Genomic DNA, 17,031 nt, shown 5'->3' with positions numbered 1-17,031 from the left:
GCCGCCGTTAGTGCGCAGCGACCCGATTCTAGACCCGCGCCCACGAATCAGATATATAGTTATAGGCTTAGTGCCATCTGAGTCAACGCGCACTCCTGTCGACGGCCGGGTCGACAGTGACGCATCCTGAAGGGAACGCAATGAGCAGCACGCCCGAGATCGCCATCATCGGTGTCGGCCTTCATCCGTTCGGGAGGTACGAGGACCGGTCGGCGCTCGAGATGGGCGCCGTGGCGATCAGCAGGGCACTGCGCGATGCGGGGGTGCAGTGGTCGGACGTGGGCAGTCTGTACGCGGGCAGCCTCGAGGTCGCCAATCCCGAGGCGGTGACGGGGCTGGCCGGCATGACCGGACTCCCGGCGCGGGCCACGTTGAGCGGCTGTGCGACCGGCAACTCGCTGTTGACGTTGGCCGCGCGGGACGTTCAACTCGGCGAAGCCGACATCGCGCTCGGCGTCGGGCTGGACAAGCATCCGCGCGGCGCCTTCGGTGCCGACCCGTCGGTGTCGGGGTTGCCCCAGTGGTACGGCGATCAGGGCATGTTCCTGACCACCCATTACTTCGGGACCAAGATCATGCGCTACATGCACGATCACGGAATCACCGAGCAGACTCTGGCCCGCGTGGCGGCCAAGAACTTCGACAACGGCGCGCTGGCGCCGCACGCGTGGCGCCGCAAGCCGATGAGCGTCGACGCGATCCTGAGCTCTCCGATCGTGAATGCTCCACTGCGGCAATATATGTACTGCAATCCGAACGAGGGCGCTGCCGCCGTCGTGGTGTGCCGCGCCGAGGTGGCCAAGCAGTACACCGACACTCCGATCTACCTTCGCTCGACTGCACTGCGCAGCCGCCGCAATGGCGCCTACGAGCTGTTGCGTACCTCGATCGAGCTGCCGATCGTGCCCGGCACCACCGCGGAGGCCGCGCGCGCCGCGTACGAGTTGGCCGGGATTGGCCCTGAGGACGTCGACGTCGCGCAATTGCAGGACACCGACTCCGGGTCCGAGATCATCCACATGGCCGAGACAGGGCTGTGCAAGGACGGCGAACAGGAGGCGCTGCTCGCCGACGGTGCCACCAAGATCGGCGGCCGATTGCCTATCAACACCGACGGTGGCCTGCTGGCCAACGGTGAACCGGTCGGCGCCTCGGGCTTGCGACAGGTCTACGAGCTGGTCCACCAACTACGAGGCACCGCGGGTGACCGTCAGGTGCCGAACGATCCGCGGGTCGCGCTGGCCCAGCTTTACGGGGCACCCGGAACCGCAGCCGTCGCCATTCTCTCCAAGTAACCCGACGAAAGGGAGCATCGCCAATGACGGACATCCAGGCCACAGCACGGCGCCGCGCCGAGGTGGAGCTCGACCACCACTCCCCAGAGTTCCGCGAGGACCCATACGGCAAGTTCCGTGAGATGCGCGAATCGGGTTGTCCGGTCGCTCATTCCGACCACTACGGCGGGTTCTGGGCGCTGGTCGACTACGCCTCGGTGTTCGAGGCGGCCCGCGACGACGCACTGTTCAACTCCTTCCCCTCCGTGGGCGTTCCGGCGAGCGAACTGCCGCTGCAGATCCTGCCGATCGAGTCCGACCCACCAGAGACCCAGGAGTTGCGCGAAATCACCCTCAAGCGGTTCTCCCCCGGTGCCGCCGAGCGATTCCGCGAGGCCGCGGTCGCGATGACCAACGAGGCGATCGACGCGTTCATCGAGCGCGGGGAGTGCGACCTGGTCGGCGAACTGACCACCCCCCTGCCGGCGCGGCTGATCCTGCGGTTGTTGAACTTCGACGAGTCGCGTTACATGGACTGGGTCGGCTGGGTGCACAGCACCGTGCACGATCGTGCCCACGATCCGGAGAAGGCCGGGATGGCCGGCATGGAGATGTTCGGCGAAATCGTCAAGCACATGCAGGAGCGCCGGGCCGAGGGACTTGGCGACGAACTCTTCAGCGACATCCTCCGCGGCACGCTCCACGGCAAGCCGCTCGACGACGGTCAGATCACCATGTACACGGTCCTGATGATGCTCGGCGGCATGGACACCACCAGTGGGTTCACCGGGAACGTACTACTGCGACTGTGCAAGGATAAGGATCTACGCCGGCAGTTCATCGACGATCCAGGCCTGATCAAAAAGGGCACCGACGAGCTGCTGCGGTTGTACACACCGACCCTGGGACTGGCACGCACCGTCTCGCGTGACGCGGAATTCCATGGACAGTCGTTATGCAAGGGCGACCGGGCGATTTTGATGTGGGCGGCGGCCAACCGCGATCCAGAGATGTTCTCCGACCCCGACACGCTGGATCTATCGCGCCCGAATGCCAAGAAGCAGATGGCTTTCGGCGTCGGCATGCACCGCTGCCTTGGATCCCACTACGCCAAGATGATGTTCGACGTGATGATGACCCAGGTTCTCAAGCGGCTGCCGGACTTCGAACTGGCCGAAGAGCCCAAGCTGTTCGAGGACGCCGGTGAGGTCTACGCGGTGCGCGAACTGCGCGTCAAGTTCACGCCGGGACAGCGCGTGACCTGACCGGGCCTGAGATTCGCTCGGCTCCGACGGCCCATCCGGCCGCTTCGATCGTCAATGCCGAAAAGTTGGAGCGGCGACCGTCAAATTAGTTAAATGTTTAGAGCATAGTGGGTGGGACGGGAGGTGCGCAGTGACGGCTGGCAGTATCGCCGCACTGCTGGATGGGTGTGCCTCCAGCAGGCCGGACCGTCCGCTGTTGCAAGACGTCACGGGCAAGGTATTGACCGTGGCCGACGTCGCCACGCTGTCCCGCGCCGCGGCGGATTGGCTGTGGGACGCCGGAGTGAGACCGGGGATGACAGTCGCATGGCAAATGCCCTCGCACGTCAACGCGGCGGTGGTGATGCTGGCGCTGGCCCGCATGCCCGTCGTTCAGGCGCCGGTGTTGCACCTCTATCGACGCCGCGAGGTGTGCGCGGCGGTCGACGTCGCCCACGCGGACATCCTGCTGGTTGACGAGTCGACGGCCGCGAATGCACCCCGGATACCGGCGGTCTCGGTGCCCCCCGACCTCGTCCGCCGACTCCAGACATTGCCGGCCGCGAGTTCAGCGTTCGACGGGCCGCACTCCCCAGCCGAACCACGCTGGGTGTACTTCACCTCGGGCACCACAGGCCGCCCGAAAGCCGTACAGCACACCGATGCCACCCTGCTCAGCGCCGCCCACGGTTATGTCGCCCATCTCGGTGTGGGCGCCCATCCGCGGGAAGTCGGCACCATCGCGTTCCCCATCGCTCACATCGGCGGCATGGTCTATCTCGCCACCGCTCTGTTCGGCGACTTTCCGGTGTTATTGATCCCCAAGGTTTCCGCAGATGACTTGCCTCGGGTACTTGCCGAGCACCACGTGACCGTGACCGGAGCGAGCACCGCGTTCTACCAAATGCTCCTGGCCGCCCAGATGGCCGCGCCGACAACCGAATTGCTGATGCCATCGCTGCGGATGCTGATCGGCGGCGGTGCCGCGTGTCCGCCCGAGGTGCACAAGCAGGTGCGTGAACACCTGCGCGTACCGGTCGTACACGCCTACGGGATGACCGAGGCACCGATGATCTGCGTCAGCGAGGCCAGCGACACCGATGAGCAACTGGCCAACAGCGCCGGCCGGCCCATCCCCGGATCGGAGGTGCGGATCGGGGCCGGCGGCGAAATCGAGTTGCGCGGCGCCAACCTGACACCTGGATACCTGCAGCGCGAGGAATGGGCCCACGCGCTCACCGCGGACGGATGGTTCCGCAGTGGCGACCGTGGTTACCTTCGCCCGGACGGGCGCATCGTGGTCACCGGACGTACCAAGGATCTGATCATCCGCAAGGGCGAGAACGTTGCCCCTGACGAGATCGAAAATGAACTGCTGGCCCACCCCCTGGTCGACGAGATCGCGGTGCTCGGCCAGCCTGACGAGCTGCGCGGTGAGCTGGTGTGCGCGGTGGTGCGTCGTTCGCGCCGCCACCGTGACGTCACCCTGGATGAGCTGTGCACGTTCCTCGACGAACGCGGGCTGATGAAACAGAAGTGGCCCGAGCGGCTCGTCCTCGTCGACGAGTTCCCGCTGACGGGCCTCGGCAAGATCGCCAAGTCCGAGCTGGCCCGGCAGATCGCAGGAGGAAACGGATGACGGCGTTGTCCGCTGATGAGCGTCAGGAACTCGCGCAGTCCGTGCGGTCCGCCTGTCAGCGACTGGCATCCGCTGACCGGGTGCGCGCCGTCGCGTACGGCGAGGGGGGCCACGGCGGCGGAGATGTGCACTCCGGCTTCGACACGGGACTTTGGGACGTGCTGTGCAACCAGGTGGGGGTGGCCGCCATTGCGCTTCCCGAGCACCTCGGTGGCGCAGGTTACGGCACGTCCGCGCTGGGTGTGGTCGCCCACGAACTCGGCCGCGCACTGGCCCCGGTGCCGTTTGTGAGTTCCACGGTGCTGGCCACCGGCCTGCTGCTCGGCTCGACCGAGCGCGACCCCGACGCCGACAAGCGACTCACGGGGCTCATCGAAGGTCGCCGCACCGCCGCAGCAGCCCTCACCGGCGACGGTGGGTTGTGGCGTCCGTCCGCGGTGACGCTCAGTGCCGCCCGGACCGGGGACGACTGGCGCATCGACGGCACGGTGCGCCACGTGCTGGGGGGGTCCGCCGCCGACGACCTCGTCGTGGTCGCCGCCGCCGAGGATGGCGAACCGGCGCTCTTCCTGCTCGACCCGGCCGTAGACGGGGTCGTCGCCGAGGCCGAACGCGTACTCGACGGCACGAGACCGATGGCCACGATCACGCTGAGCTCGGCGCCGGCGGTGCGGCTGTCCGGTGGCGGTCCGATCGGTGACGTCGTCGGCCGCACCGTTGACGTGACGCTGGCGGTGCTGTCGGCCGAGCAAGTCGGCGCGTGCGAACGGGTGCTCGAGATCGCTACGGACTACGCCCGTACCCGCGAACAGTTTGGGCGGCGGATCGGCAGCTTTCAGGCCATCAAGCACAAGTGCGCCGACATGCTGGTGGGTCTCGAGTGGGCGCGGTCGGCCTCGCAGGCAGCCCTGGAAGCTCTCGACGGTGCGGATGCTGCGACTGCCGGCGAAGCGGACTGGCGCGCGAGTATGGCCAAGGCGGTGTGCTCGGAGGCGCTGCGCGATGCGGCGAAAGCGAACGTCCAGATTCACGGCGGCATCGGCTTCACCTGGGAGGATTCCGCGCACCTGTACTTCCGGCGCGCCCGCACCGACGAGGTGATGTTCGGGACTCCGGCCCAACACTGGGACCGGCTGTCGGCGCTGGCCAGACTGCTCTAAGACCTACGAGTTCGCTTGTCGGTCCTGCATGCGGGTGACTAGACTCGCCTACAAATAACTAAATGTTTTTATATTTTGGCACATTGAAATGTCCTTGAGGAGCCACCCGTGCCGTTGCAACCCTGGATGGAATTGATCTCTGTCGACGATCACCTGATCGAACATCCGAAGGTGTGGAGTGATCGCCTCCCCACCAAGCACCTGGAGGCGGGCCCGAAAATCATCGAGTGGGAACGCCCCGACACCCACCAGATGTGTCAGGTGTGGGAATACGAGGGCCGGATCTATCCGTACATCGGCCTCAACGCCGTCGCGGGCAAGAAGCCCGAGGAGTACGGCATCGAACCGGTGCGCTATGACGACATGATCCCCGGTTGTTATGACCCCAAGGCACGGGTGGCCGACATGGACATCGACGGTGTGCAGGCGATGACATGCTTCCCGTCGTTCCCCCGATTCGCCGGCGCGGTGTTCGCCGAGGGCGAGGACAAGGAACTCGCCAAGTTGTGTTCGGCGGCCTGGAACGACTTTCACCTCGATGAGTGGGCCGCCACGGCGCCCGACCGGTTCGTCCCGGTGGCCATGCTGCCGTTCTGGGACCTCGAGGCCAGCGTCAAGGAGATCCACCGCGTCGCCGCGAAGGGCGCCAAGTGCGTGACGTTCCCGGACCTGCCCGACCGACTCGGATTGCCTTCCGTGCACTCCGATCACTGGGATCCGGTGCTCTCGGCGATGGAGGAAACCGGCATGGTGCTGGCTCAGCACTTCGGTTCCGGCGGCTTCCCACCGCCGATTGCTCCCGACGCGCCTTTCGCCGTGTTCATCACGCTGATGGGGACCATGTCGATGACCTCGATGACGGACTGGCTGTTCTCCAACACCCTCTACCGGCACCCGAAGTTGAAGATCGGCCTGTCTGAGGGCGGCATCGGCTGGATCCCTTACATCCTGGAGCGCTGCGACAGCGTGTGGCGTAAGCACCGCTTCTACAACAACATCAACCAGGATCACCCGCCGAGCTACCTGTTCAAGAAGCACATTCACGGCTGCTTTATCGAGGATGACTTCGGCGTGGAGATGCGCCACATGATCGGCGTCGACAAGATCACCTGGGAGTGCGACTATCCGCACTCCGACTCGTTTTGGCCTCAGAGCCGAGAGCGCGCGGCGCAGGCGTTGGAGAAGGTGCCCGACGACGAGGTGCACCGCATCGTCGAACTGAACGCCCGTGAGTTCTATAACTTTCCGCGGGCGGCGTGACCGGCTGTGACCGACGACGGAGCGACCGGTCGGGCAAGCGTAGAGCGGATCGAGCAACTTCCGCAGTCGGACTGGACCGACCAGGACCTACTTACCAAGGATGAGGCCCGCGGACGCCTCGTCGAGGAGATCGGTCGCACCCGGGCCCGGCTCGAGGAATTGCAGGCCGGCACACGCGACCCGTCTCACCGCGATGCCGAGATCACCCTGCTGGCCCGTCGACTCAATGCGATGGAGTCGGTCCGCGACGAATACAACGACTATCTCGACGGGAAGTGATTCCGACCCGTCCTACACCAAGGAGTGACCGGTGTCGGCTACCCCTGACGTCCTAGAAGACGTCGGCGCAATACGCGCGGAGATCCGCTCGTTCCTGGACAACGCACCGAGGCCCGCAGGTCTACGGAACTACGGGCCCACGCCCACCGCGGACGACGTCGAACCTGGCCGGATCTGGCACCGCTACCTCGCCGACCACGGCTACGCCTGCTTGCACTGGCCGCGCGAGTTCGGCGGTGCCGCAGCAACAGTGACGTATCAGGCCGTCTTCGCCGAGGAGTGCGCGCGAGCCGAAGTGCCCCGCCAGCTCAACATCACCGGTGCCGACTTGGTTGGACCTGTGCTGATCAAGTTCGGCAGCCAGCAGCAGAAGGATCGCTACCTGGAACCGATCAGGCTGGGCGACGATGTCTGGTGTCAGCTCTTCTCCGAGCCCGGCGCCGGCTCAGACCTCGCCGGTGTTCGCACGCGGGCCGAGCGCACTGCCACGGGCTGGCGGATCGATGGTCAGAAGGTGTGGAGTTCGGCGGCCGCCTCGGCCCGCTTCGGGCTGCTGCTCGCCCGAACGGGGCCGGACAAGCACCGCGACTTGTCGATGTTCGTAGTGCCCATGGACATCCCGGGGGTCACGGTGCGCCCGCTGACGCAGATGGACGGCGAGAGCAAGTTCAACGAAGTCTTCTTCGACGGCGCCGAACTCGACGAGGGCGCCCTGATCGGTGAGGTTGGTCAGGGCTGGACGGTGGCGATGGTGACGCTGGGCCGTGAGCGCCTGACGTTGGGTTCGCAGGCAGTATCGATGTTCCGGTTGCACGAGCGCATGGTCGATGCGGCCCGCGACCACGACCTGCTCGACCCGGTGCTGTCGAGGTCGATGACCCGGCTTTGGGCCAGGATGTGGCTGCTCCGCTACACCTGGCAGCGCGCCATCGACTCGGGTGACCTGACGTCGCCGGCCTTCTCGGTGCTCAAGCTGATGACGTCGGAAACGGACCAGGACCTGGGTGACATGGCCACCGAGGTGCTCGGTACCGACGCGTGCGCAGACCCCGAGGACGACGGCCTGGTACACCACATGCTGGTCGGACGAGCACAGACGATCCTGGGCGGAACCAGCGAGATTCAGCGCAACATTCTCGGTGAGCGGGTACTCGGGCTCCCCAAAGAACCACGATGACAGCGAGTTTGACTGCGGCCGACTTCACCTCAGCGCTGCGCGCCGCGCTGCGTCCCGGAATGACGATTGCCCTCGGCGACGGAGTGGGCGCGCTGCGCTGCCTCGACGACGGAGCATCGGTCGGCGCGGCGCTGAGCATCGCCGCCAGCGAGGTCGGCGCGGTGCGCCTGGTGCTGGGCTGGCTGGCCGCCCCGATCGACGGCCTCGACGCAGACGCATTCGCCGACGTGGTTGCGTTGATGCCGGGATGGGGCGTGCGCGAGGTACTGCAAAGCCCGAAGGCGCGTTTCCTACCGACGCGGCTGGCGGCGATTCCCGCGCTGCTGGCTGACGTGCTGCGGCCCGACGTGCTGCTCACCCGGCTGGTACGTCGGGACGGATTGCTGCAGTTCGGCACCGAGGTGTCCTGGCAGCGCGCGGTAATCGACAGCGGCGCAAAGACTCTCGCGGTAATCGACACCTCGGCGCCCGCGGCGGATGCCGGGCCTCCACTCAACCCGTCGCGCGTCGAGGTGCTCGGCGCTGTCGGGAGCGGACCGGTGCAAACACCGCGGCGCGGGCCCGAACCGATTCACGATGCCCTCGCCGACGCGGTACTACAGTTACTCCCCGAGGGCGCCCGGATCCAGTACGGCCCGGGGCAGCTCGGCACTGCATTGCTGCGGCGGGCGCGGAAGCCGCTGCACATCGACACCGGGCTACTCACCGACGCTGTCGTCGACCTCGACCGACGTGGCCTGCTGGCGGGAACCCCGTCCGCCACGTATCTGCTGGGCAGCGACACGCTCTACGACTGGGCCGACGGGCGCCCCATCTTGCATGGGCTCGATTACACCCACGACTTCACCCGACTGTCGCGCGGCGCACCGCTGGTCGCGGTGAACACCGCCATCGAGATCGACCAATACGGGCAGGTCAACGTCGAGGGCGTGCACGACAAGGTGATCGGTGGCATCGGCGGGCACCCCGACTATTGCGCCGCAGCCCGAATGAGCAGCGGCGGACTGTCGATCATCGCCGTTCCGACGAGAGTAAACGGGCGCCCACCCCTGGTCGAGCAGCTCAGCCGGCCCGCCTCCACACCCGCCCACGACATCGATCTGATCGTCACCGAGTCCGGATACGTCGACCTGCGCACGGCAGACTGGGCGCAGCGCCGCACGCTCATCACCGAATTGTTCACGGAATGAAGGAGATAACGCGCGATGCCTGAAGGCCCATTGACCGGCAAGGTCGTCCTGGTGACCGGAGGCGGACGGGGTATCGGCCGTGGCCACTGCCTCGAGCTGGCCAAGCAGGGCGCCGCCGTCGTGGTGAACGATCCAGGCGTCGGCCGGGATGGCTCCAGCGGTGAAGGTGAAGGCCCCGCGGCCGATGTTGTCGCCGAAATCGAAGCGGCCGGCGGCAAGGCCGTGGCACACACGGGTTCGGTGTCGGCGTGGGATGACGTCGCCGACATGGTGTCGACCGCCATCCACACGTTCGGCTCCCTCACCGGTGTGGTGAACAACGCAGGCATCCTGCGTGACTCCATGGTGGCCGCCTCTAGTGAGGCCGATTGGGACGCCGTCATCGCCGTACATCTCAAGGGCACCTTCGCCGTCACCCGGCACGCCTGTGAGTACTGGCGGGCACAGTTCAAGGCAGGCAACTCGATTGACGCGCACATCGTCAACACGGTGTCGGGCGCGGGCCTGTGGGGCAATGTCGGGCAGAGCGCTTACGGCGCGGCCAAGGCCGCGATCGCCAACCTGACGTTCGTTACCGCGATGGAGGCACAGCGTTACGGTGTTGCGGTCAACGCGATCTCACCGCTGGCCATGTCGCGGATGACCGCCGACGTGTTCGGTGCTCGAGCTGACGACCCCGCACTCGATCCCGCACGCAGCTCCGCGGTGGTGGCGTGGCTGCAATCTGCCCGCTCGTCTTGGCTCACCGGGCAGATCCTCCGCATCAACGGCGGCAAGCTGACCCGCATCGATGGCTTCGCCGAGGCGCCCGGCGCCTATTATGCCAAAGACGGTGTCTCGCTGACATTTTCGGAGATCGGGCAGGCTGTCAGCTGGCTCTACGGCACTTCTCCCCGCGGGCTCGCCGGACCGCTACCGACGGCCTGAACTCCTCACGGATTACGGCGCCCCGCCATCGGCGTAGATGGTCTGTCCGGTGACGAACGCACAGATGTCCGAGAGCAGGAAGGCGATCAGCGCGCCGATCTCGTCAGGCTGCCCGGGCCGACCGAGGGCGGCGTCGAATCCGAAGTCCTCCACGAGTGCCCGCTCGAGTGCCTCGTCGTAGGGATAGCCCTTGCTTTCGGCGATGTATCCCCGAACGGCATGCAGCGCATCGGTTTCCACTGCGCCGGGGGCAACGCTGTTCGCCCGGATCCCCGATTTTCCGTGGGTGCGCGCAATGCCGCGGGTGAACGTGGCGACCGCCGCCTTGAGGCTGGCGTAGGGTAACCGAGGCTCGTGTGGCGAGCGGGCCGAGTATGCGGCGGTGGTCACGATCGCGCCACCGTTGACCGCGAGGTGCGGCAAAGCAGCTTGCACGCTACGAGTGGTCGCCAGAAGGACGTCGTGAAACGCAGTGTCCCATGCGTCGTCGTCCGAGTCGATGGGCATCATCCCCGCGGTGCCCATGGTGACGGCGATGCCGTCGAGTCGGCCCAGGATGTTGACGGCTTCCTCGACGGCGGCGACCGCCGCGCCGGGTTGACTCACATCAAAGGTCAAGCCGTGCGCCGCGGCAGCGCCTGATTCGGCGATCTGGGCCGTCGCGCCCTTGGCTTTGGCCTCGTCGCGCCCGACCACGACGACGGACGCGCTTTCGCGAGCCAGCGCCCGTGCCGCCGCCAGCCCCATACCGGCCGTTCCGCCGACGACGAGATATCCTTTTCCCTCCATCTGGAGATGCATCCGTCAGCTCCTTCCCGTGGAGGGGCTGAAGTGACTGAGCGGCCGCTCGACGAACTCGAACACCACGCCGTCGGGCGACCGTAGAAATGCGATGTGCAGGCCCTCGATCTTGGTTCCCGGCAGCGGACACCACACTGGATCACCCATCCGCTCAATCGAATCGGGCACCTGCGCCAGTGCCTCGCCCACATCCTCCACCCGCAGCGCGCAACGGTAGAGGCCCTGGCGGTTACCGGCCCAGGGCACCGGGGTATGCGCGGTTCCAGGATGTTGCACCACCACCAGTGCGAACTGATTCCCATCCTCGGCCAGCGCGTAACGCGCTATGACGCAATCGGTTTCACCTGTGCCGTCCGGGCTGAGCTGCGCACCGGCGACCCGCATCACCCGCGGCGCATCTACCTCTTCGAACCCGATGGCGGTGAGAAACTCGCCCGTCGCGGCCGCGTCGATCGCGGCGATCCTGATCCCATTGAACAGTGTGAATAACGCGCCATTCGCGCCCCCGGCATCAACCGGTGACTCGACCACCTCGATCACCACGCCATCAGGGTCCAGCGCGAGGACCGACTTGCCGTCATCGATGAGGCCGTCGACCGGATCGCCCACCGTCAGTCCCCCGTCGCGCAATGCGGTCACGGCGCCGTCGAGGTCAGCGACCGCCAGTTGCACCGACCGGATTCCGGGGCGCACCGGGTCGCGACTCGGGTCGCGACTCAACGTAGGCGAGCGGTATTCGATCGCCTCCAACGCACAACCTGCGCGACCGCCACGCGCGTCGTAGAGAAATGCGGTGGCGCAATATGTTTCACCGTCGAGGCCGAGAATGGTGCCGTCGGTGGCGATTTTCGGGTCCGTACGCATACGTGCCCTCAGACCCAGTATGTCCCCGTAGACGTACTCCGTGCGGTCCAGCGATTCGCAATTGAGATTGACGTGCAGGAAGCGCCGCGCGAGGTCCTCCGAACCCACTACAGCACCACCGAGTTGATCTTGAACTCGATGATTTCGTCCTCACTGAAGCCGAGCTCGGCCAGCAACGCGTCGGTATGTTCACCGTGTCCGGGCGCACACGTCAGGTCCAGCGGCACCTCGTCGAACTGCACCGGGCTGGCCGCCAGCGCGAACTCATTGCCACTGGCATTAGTAGCTCGCGGCAGATACCCGTTGGCGATCGTCTGCGGGTCCTCGTGTACCTCGCGGGCGGTGCGCATCACGTCCCACACCCCCTCGAAACCGCCGAAAGCCTTCTCCCAATGGGAAAGGTCCTGCGACTCAAAGGTCCGGCGCAGTTCCGCGATGCACTCCTTGCGGTTGCCGAATCTCACCATCGCCGAAGCGAAGCGCTCGTCATCGATCAGGTCGGTGCGGCCCAGCCGGGTGCAGAAGTCCGCCCAGAATCGGTCGGCCTGCAGCAGCACGAAGGCGATGAACCGGTTGTCGCGGGTCTTGTAGATGCTGGCTACCGGGTTGGGCATCTCGTCCAGGTTGAACTTCGGGATGTCTTGACCGGTGACGCCTGATCCGACGATGTCCGGACCCAACTGCCAGATCGCGGCGTTGAGCAGCGACACGTCGACCACCGACGGTTCTCCGGTGCGCTCGCGCTTCACCAGCGCCGCAGCGATTCCGCCCGCGATCGCCAGCCCGCCGTAGGAGTCGCCGAACGCCGGCCGCTGGATGGGCGGGTACGAACCGTCACCCGCCGAGTAGGCGTCGCCGATTCCGCCTCGGGCCCAGTACGCAGCCAGGTCGAAGCCGCCCTGCGAGGCGAGGTCGCCGCGGGTGCCGTAGCCGTGCCCGCGGGCATAGATGATCTTGGGGTTGCGCGCACGTACCTGCTCGACGTCGATCCCCATCCGCTGGCGCGAATCCGGCAGCAAGTTGGTGACGAAGACGTCCGCGGTTTCGAGCAGCTTCATCAGCAGCTCCAACCCGTCGGGGGTAGAGGTGTCCAGCCCGATGCTGCGCTTGCCCCGGTTGGGCTGCTCGATGAAGTGATTCACTCCCCCGGCGGCGGTGACGATTCCGGAGCTGATCAGGCCACGCTGCGGATCACCGGTTTCGGGGTGCTCGATCTTGATGACGTCGGCGCCCCAGTCGGCGAGGACGGCACCGGCGGCGGGGACGAACGTCCACGCGGCGAGTTCGACGACGCGGATTCCGCTGAGAATGTCGCTCACAGGGGGTATCCGATCGTCTTGGTCTGCAGATGTTGCTCGAAGCCTTCGATGCCGTTCTGCCTGCCGATGCCGCTCATCTTGTACCCACCGAACGGCGCGTCGGCGCCGTAGTACATGCCGCTGTTGATCATCAGTGAGCCGGTTCGGATGCGGCGCGCGACTGCCATGGCCCGCTCGTCGGAGCCCATGATTCCGCCCGCCAGGCCATAGGTGGAGTTGTTGGCCATCTCGACGGCGCCGTCGTCGCCGCCGTCGTACGGCGTGATGGACAGCACCGGCCCGAAAATCTCCTCCTGGAAGATCGTGTGGTCCGGGGCGACGTCGGCGACGACGGTCGGCGCCACGAAATATCCGCGGTCCAGGCCCTCCGGCACCCCGCCGCCGGCGGTGACGCGGCCTCCCTCACGCTTGGCGGTCTCGATGTAGTTCAACACCCGGGCCTGCTGCTTAGCCGACACCAGCGGCCCGCAGAAAGTATTCGGGTCCGAGGGGTCGCCGACCGTGAGGGAGCCGAAGGTGGCGCTGGCGACCTCGACGGCCTGGTCATAGTGCGAGCGCGGCACGAGCATCCTGGTGGCCAACGCACAGCCCTGACCGGAATGCATCAGCGCGCCAATGCAACCGGGCAACGCCATGCCCATGTCGGCGTCGTCGAGCACCAGATACGCAGACTTCCCGCCGAGTTCAAGCATGTTGCGCTTCATGGTGTCGGCCGACAGCCGCTGGATCAGCTTGCCGACCGCGGTTGATCCCGTGAAGGACACCATGTCAATCCGCGGGTCGGTGGCGAGCACCTGGGCGATGTCATTGTCCGACGCCGGCACGATGTTGACGACACCGGCCGGGATGTCGGTCTTCTCGGCGATGATCCGGCCCCACCGCAACGCGCTCCACGGCGTCTCGACGGCCGGCTTGAGCACCATCGTGTTCCCAGTGGCCAGGATCTGGCCCACTTTGTTGCTGATGATCTCGAACGGGAAATTCCACGGCGTGATGGCGCCGACGACACCCATTGGTTCCTTGACCACGACGCGGTTGTACGGCACGCCCATCTTGGCGTCCTCGTCGAGCATCCGCTCCCACTGGAAGGTCGAGATCAGCTGGGCCGGATACCGGATAGCGTCGGCGAGCGGCCATTCCAGCTGCGCGATGTAGGTCATCCCCACCGTCGCGCCGACTTCGGCGATCAGCTCAGCACGGATGTCCTCTTTTTCCTCCTGCAGCGCTTCGTGCAACTGCATCAGGCAGCGTTGCCGGAACTCGTGGTTAGTCGACCAGTCGGTGGTGTCGAACGCACGGCGGGCGGCGGCGATGGCCTCCTGCATGTCCTCTGCGCTGGCGTCGGTGGCGTGCCCGAGCACTTCCTCATTCGCCGGATTGATGTTGTCGACGGTCTTCCCCGTCGACGAATCCCGCAGCCGCCCGTCGATAAACAGCCTGGCCTCGGGATTGAAGTTGACAGTGGCGGCGGCGATGGGTGAAGCCGTCATTGGCGATCCCTCTCACTGAATTGTGGGCATGAGTTATTGTAGCCTCTTATAGATAACTGTTTAGCTGATTCTGGCATGCGTCAGGGTCCGGCGTCCATGAAGGGGGGTCGGTTGTCCGTCCCTGTCGACAGCGCCATTGACAGCAGTGGCCGACTCGAATATGCGGCCGACGTCGCGTCGTACCGCCAGGACTTCAGGCGTTACCTCCGTGACCTGGAAACAGCCGACGATTGGCGCTCGGCCGCATTCACCAGCGCCGAGGACGGCCTGGCCCACGACGCTCAAGTGATGGCACGGCTGCACTCCGACGGCTGGAACCGGTATGGCTGGCCGGAGGCGGCCGGCGGTCTCGGTGGAAACGAAATCCATCGGGCCGTGTACTACGAGGAACTCGGCTACGCGATGCTGCCGATACCGGCGCAACATTGGACGTTGGAGACCCTGGGTCCGGCCCTGCTCAAGTTCGCTCCCGGCCTGGCCGCGGCCTACCTGCCCGGCTACCTCAGCGGCGCCGAATGGTGGGGCCAGAGCTTCTCCGAACCGGAGTCCGGGAGCGACCTCGCCACGCTGCGCACCCGCGCGGTCGCTGATGGCGACGGCGGCTTCGTCATCAACGGGCAGAAGATCTGGACCAGCCAGGGTCCGACGGCCACCCGACTGCTCGTGCTGCTGCGTACCGGTACGACGGAGAGCCGCCACCGCGGACTGACGATGATCATGGTCGACGCCGACGCGCCAGGGGTCACTATCCGGCCGATCGCGCTGGCAAGTGGCCGTCGCGAACTGGCCGAAGTGTTCTTCGACGATGTCAGGGTCGACCGCGAACGAGTGATCGGCGACGTCGACGGTGGCTGGGCGGTGGCGATGCACCTGATGCAGTACGAACGTGGCATGTACGGCTACGCCGTCCTCAATAAAGTGCTCATCGAGCTGAGCCGGCTGCGGGAGGACATGGTGATCGCCGGTGCGACCGAAGCGCAGCGCCAGCGCTTCGCCCAGGTCTACGTCGACGTGATTGCCGCCCAGGCCCGGACCGCCACCACTGTCCGGCGACTGGCTGCGGGTGAATCAGTCGGCGCGGACAGCAGCATCGACAAACTCCTCTTCGGCCGGGCCGAAAAGCAAGTGAACGACCTGGTCCTCGAGATCGGCAGGGAGCAGATGCTGGCCGGAACCGGTCGCGGCGGCGCGGCGCTGAACACCGCGCGCGCCGAGTGGTGGTACTCGCGGGCCGCCACGATCATGGGCGGCACAGCCGAAGTCCAGCGCGGCATCATCGCCGACCACCTCCTCGGGTTGCCCAAGGAGAAGAGATGAGCCGCGCCCGCGACGATGCGGGCCGCTTGGCGGCCCGACCAGGAGCGACGCCCATGAGCAAGGAGGGCCAACCGATCGACGAGTCGTGGCCAATGGTCGAGGAAGCCGTGTTCCGTCTCTTCGAAGAACTGGCAGGCAAGTCCGGCAACGGTGCCGTCCCCGCAGCGACATCGGGCTCGGCGGAACACGTGGCGATCGGTCCGCGTCTGGCCGAGCTGGGCTGGTCGGATATCGAAGCCGAGTATCCCGTCGAGGCGTGCGAGCTGCTGTTCCGCGCCGAGGGTCGATCGCTGGCCCTCACTGACTGCCTTGATCGCGTCATGTTGGCTGAGCTCGCCGAACTGCTCGACGAACCCGCCGACCACGTTCTGCTGCCCGGGCTGAGCCCTGGACATATTCCGGGTTCCGATGACGATCGGGTCTCGGGCATCGTGCTCGGCCCACTCGAGGGTCGGTTGGTCGTCCCGGTGTCGAGGCCGATGGGGGCGGTGTCGGTGGGTGTGGTCGACTCGTCGCGGCTCGACGGCGAGCGCATGGACACCTTCGACGCATCGGCGTTCTGGACTCGGGTCAGTGGTCCGCTGGACGCCAGTCTCGTCGAAGCGTCCACCGAATGGGACCGGGCGATGGCCGCGGCACACCGGGCGCTGGCCACCGAACTGGTGGCGCTGGCCGAGCAGGCGTTGCGCATCGCGGTCGAACACGTCAGCGTGCGCGTGCAATTCGGCGCCCCGATCGGGTCGTTCCAATCGCCGCGCCACGCGCTCGCCGATGCCTCGGCGGTGCTGGCCGGCGCGCGGGCGCTGCTGAGCGAGTCCTGGCGCTACGGCGGCCGGCTATCGGCCGTGACCGCCAAGGCCGCGGCCGGACGCGCACACCGCGCGGTCAGCGACGTGGCGTTGCAGGTGTGCGGCGCGATCGGCCTGACCGCCGAGCACGACCTGCACCGTTACGTCACGCGTGGCTTCCAGGTTGATGCGCTCTGTGGGTCGCACGATCACCTCGAAGCGCTGCTCGGCGAACGGCTGTTCGAGATCTACGCTCCGGGCCGTGCATTGCCCGCCATCGTCACGTGGTCCGACTAGAAGAA

15 protein-coding genes are annotated in these 17,031 nt (G+C 66.4%); 11 read left to right on the top strand and 4 right to left on the bottom strand.

Features of this window, described 5'->3' with window-relative positions:
• The first annotated feature begins 140 nt into the window (after positions 1–140).
• The 9 genes from QGN31_RS11875 to QGN31_RS11835 all read left to right on the top strand — a co-directional run bounded on the left by QGN31_RS11875 (position 141) and on the right by QGN31_RS11835 (position 10,150).
• The gene (locus tag QGN31_RS11875; RefSeq protein WP_014385012.1) at positions 141–1,295 is read left to right on the top strand and encodes a thiolase family protein; all 1,155 of its coding nucleotides are present in this window, start codon (positions 141–143) and stop codon (positions 1,293–1,295) included.
• A 23-nt stretch (positions 1,296–1,318) separates the two neighbouring features.
• Positions 1,319–2,539 (top strand): cytochrome P450, encoded by a 1,221-nt coding sequence (locus QGN31_RS11870; RefSeq protein ID WP_014385013.1) that lies wholly within the window; start codon positions 1,319–1,321, stop codon positions 2,537–2,539.
• 130 nt (positions 2,540–2,669) lie between these two features.
• Positions 2,670–4,157 (top strand): class I adenylate-forming enzyme family protein, encoded by a 1,488-nt coding sequence (locus QGN31_RS11865; RefSeq protein ID WP_041785014.1) that lies wholly within the window; start codon positions 2,670–2,672, stop codon positions 4,155–4,157.
• Positions 4,154–5,317, top strand: a complete 1,164-nt coding sequence (locus tag QGN31_RS11860; RefSeq protein ID WP_014385015.1) for an acyl-CoA dehydrogenase family protein — start codon at positions 4,154–4,156, stop codon at positions 5,315–5,317. Before QGN31_RS11865 ends, QGN31_RS11860 begins: the two co-directional genes overlap by 4 nt.
• 108 nt (positions 5,318–5,425) lie before the next feature.
• Positions 5,426–6,577 carry an amidohydrolase family protein gene (locus QGN31_RS11855; protein ID WP_139826530.1) on the top strand — a complete coding sequence of 384 codons (1,152 nt, stop codon included), beginning with the start codon at positions 5,426–5,428 and terminating at the stop codon, positions 6,575–6,577.
• 6 nt (positions 6,578–6,583) lie between these two features.
• Positions 6,584–6,856, top strand: coding sequence for a hypothetical protein (locus QGN31_RS11850; protein WP_014385017.1), 273 nt, complete (start codon positions 6,584–6,586; stop codon positions 6,854–6,856).
• 31 nt (positions 6,857–6,887) lie between these two features.
• Positions 6,888–8,033 (top strand): acyl-CoA dehydrogenase family protein, encoded by a 1,146-nt coding sequence (locus QGN31_RS11845; RefSeq protein WP_014385018.1) that lies wholly within the window; start codon positions 6,888–6,890, stop codon positions 8,031–8,033.
• On the top strand, positions 8,030–9,223 hold the full coding sequence (locus QGN31_RS11840) for an acetyl-CoA hydrolase/transferase C-terminal domain-containing protein (protein WP_014385019.1): 1,194 nt from the start codon (positions 8,030–8,032) through the stop codon (positions 9,221–9,223). Before QGN31_RS11845 ends, QGN31_RS11840 begins: the two co-directional genes overlap by 4 nt.
• 15 nt (positions 9,224–9,238) lie before the next feature.
• On the top strand, positions 9,239–10,150 hold the full coding sequence (locus QGN31_RS11835) for an SDR family NAD(P)-dependent oxidoreductase (RefSeq protein WP_080588021.1): 912 nt from the start codon (positions 9,239–9,241) through the stop codon (positions 10,148–10,150).
• A gap of 12 nt (positions 10,151–10,162) precedes the next feature.
• Here the strand turns inward: QGN31_RS11835 and QGN31_RS11830 are convergent, their stop codons facing one another.
• The 4 genes from QGN31_RS11830 to QGN31_RS11815 are packed head-to-tail and all read right to left on the bottom strand — an operon-like array spanning position 10,163 to position 14,624.
• Entirely contained in the window at positions 10,163–10,939 is a 777-nt protein-coding gene (locus QGN31_RS11830; protein WP_014385021.1) for an SDR family NAD(P)-dependent oxidoreductase, read from the bottom strand.
• 15 nt (positions 10,940–10,954) lie between these two features.
• A complete protein-coding gene (locus tag QGN31_RS11825; protein WP_014385022.1) occupies positions 10,955–11,923 on the bottom strand; it encodes a VOC family protein in 969 nt (322 codons plus the stop codon).
• The gene (locus tag QGN31_RS11820; protein WP_014385023.1) at positions 11,923–13,134 is read right to left on the bottom strand and encodes a CaiB/BaiF CoA transferase family protein; all 1,212 of its coding nucleotides are present in this window, start codon (positions 13,132–13,134) and stop codon (positions 11,923–11,925) included. The genes QGN31_RS11825 and QGN31_RS11820 overlap by 1 nt, the downstream gene beginning before the upstream one ends.
• The gene (locus QGN31_RS11815) at positions 13,131–14,624 is read right to left on the bottom strand and encodes an aldehyde dehydrogenase family protein (protein WP_014385024.1); all 1,494 of its coding nucleotides are present in this window, start codon (positions 14,622–14,624) and stop codon (positions 13,131–13,133) included. Before QGN31_RS11815 ends, QGN31_RS11820 begins: the two co-directional genes overlap by 4 nt.
• Positions 14,625–14,735: 111 nt before the next feature.
• On the opposite strand from QGN31_RS11815, the gene QGN31_RS11810 reads away from it, so the two are divergent.
• Together QGN31_RS11810 and QGN31_RS11805 are read left to right on the top strand one after the other, a co-directional pair.
• The gene (locus tag QGN31_RS11810; RefSeq protein ID WP_014385025.1) at positions 14,736–15,941 is read left to right on the top strand and encodes an acyl-CoA dehydrogenase family protein; all 1,206 of its coding nucleotides are present in this window, start codon (positions 14,736–14,738) and stop codon (positions 15,939–15,941) included.
• A gap of 53 nt (positions 15,942–15,994) precedes the next feature.
• Positions 15,995–17,026 (top strand): acyl-CoA dehydrogenase family protein, encoded by a 1,032-nt coding sequence (locus tag QGN31_RS11805; protein WP_014385026.1) that lies wholly within the window; start codon positions 15,995–15,997, stop codon positions 17,024–17,026.
• Positions 17,027–17,031: the final 5 nt, after the last annotated feature.

The sequence above is a fragment of the Mycobacterium sp. 2-64 genome (genome assembly GCF_035918375.1).
Classification (GTDB): Bacteria; Actinomycetota; Actinomycetes; order Mycobacteriales; family Mycobacteriaceae; genus Mycobacterium; species Mycobacterium intracellulare.
This window is presented reverse-complemented; position numbering and strand designations above follow the sequence as displayed.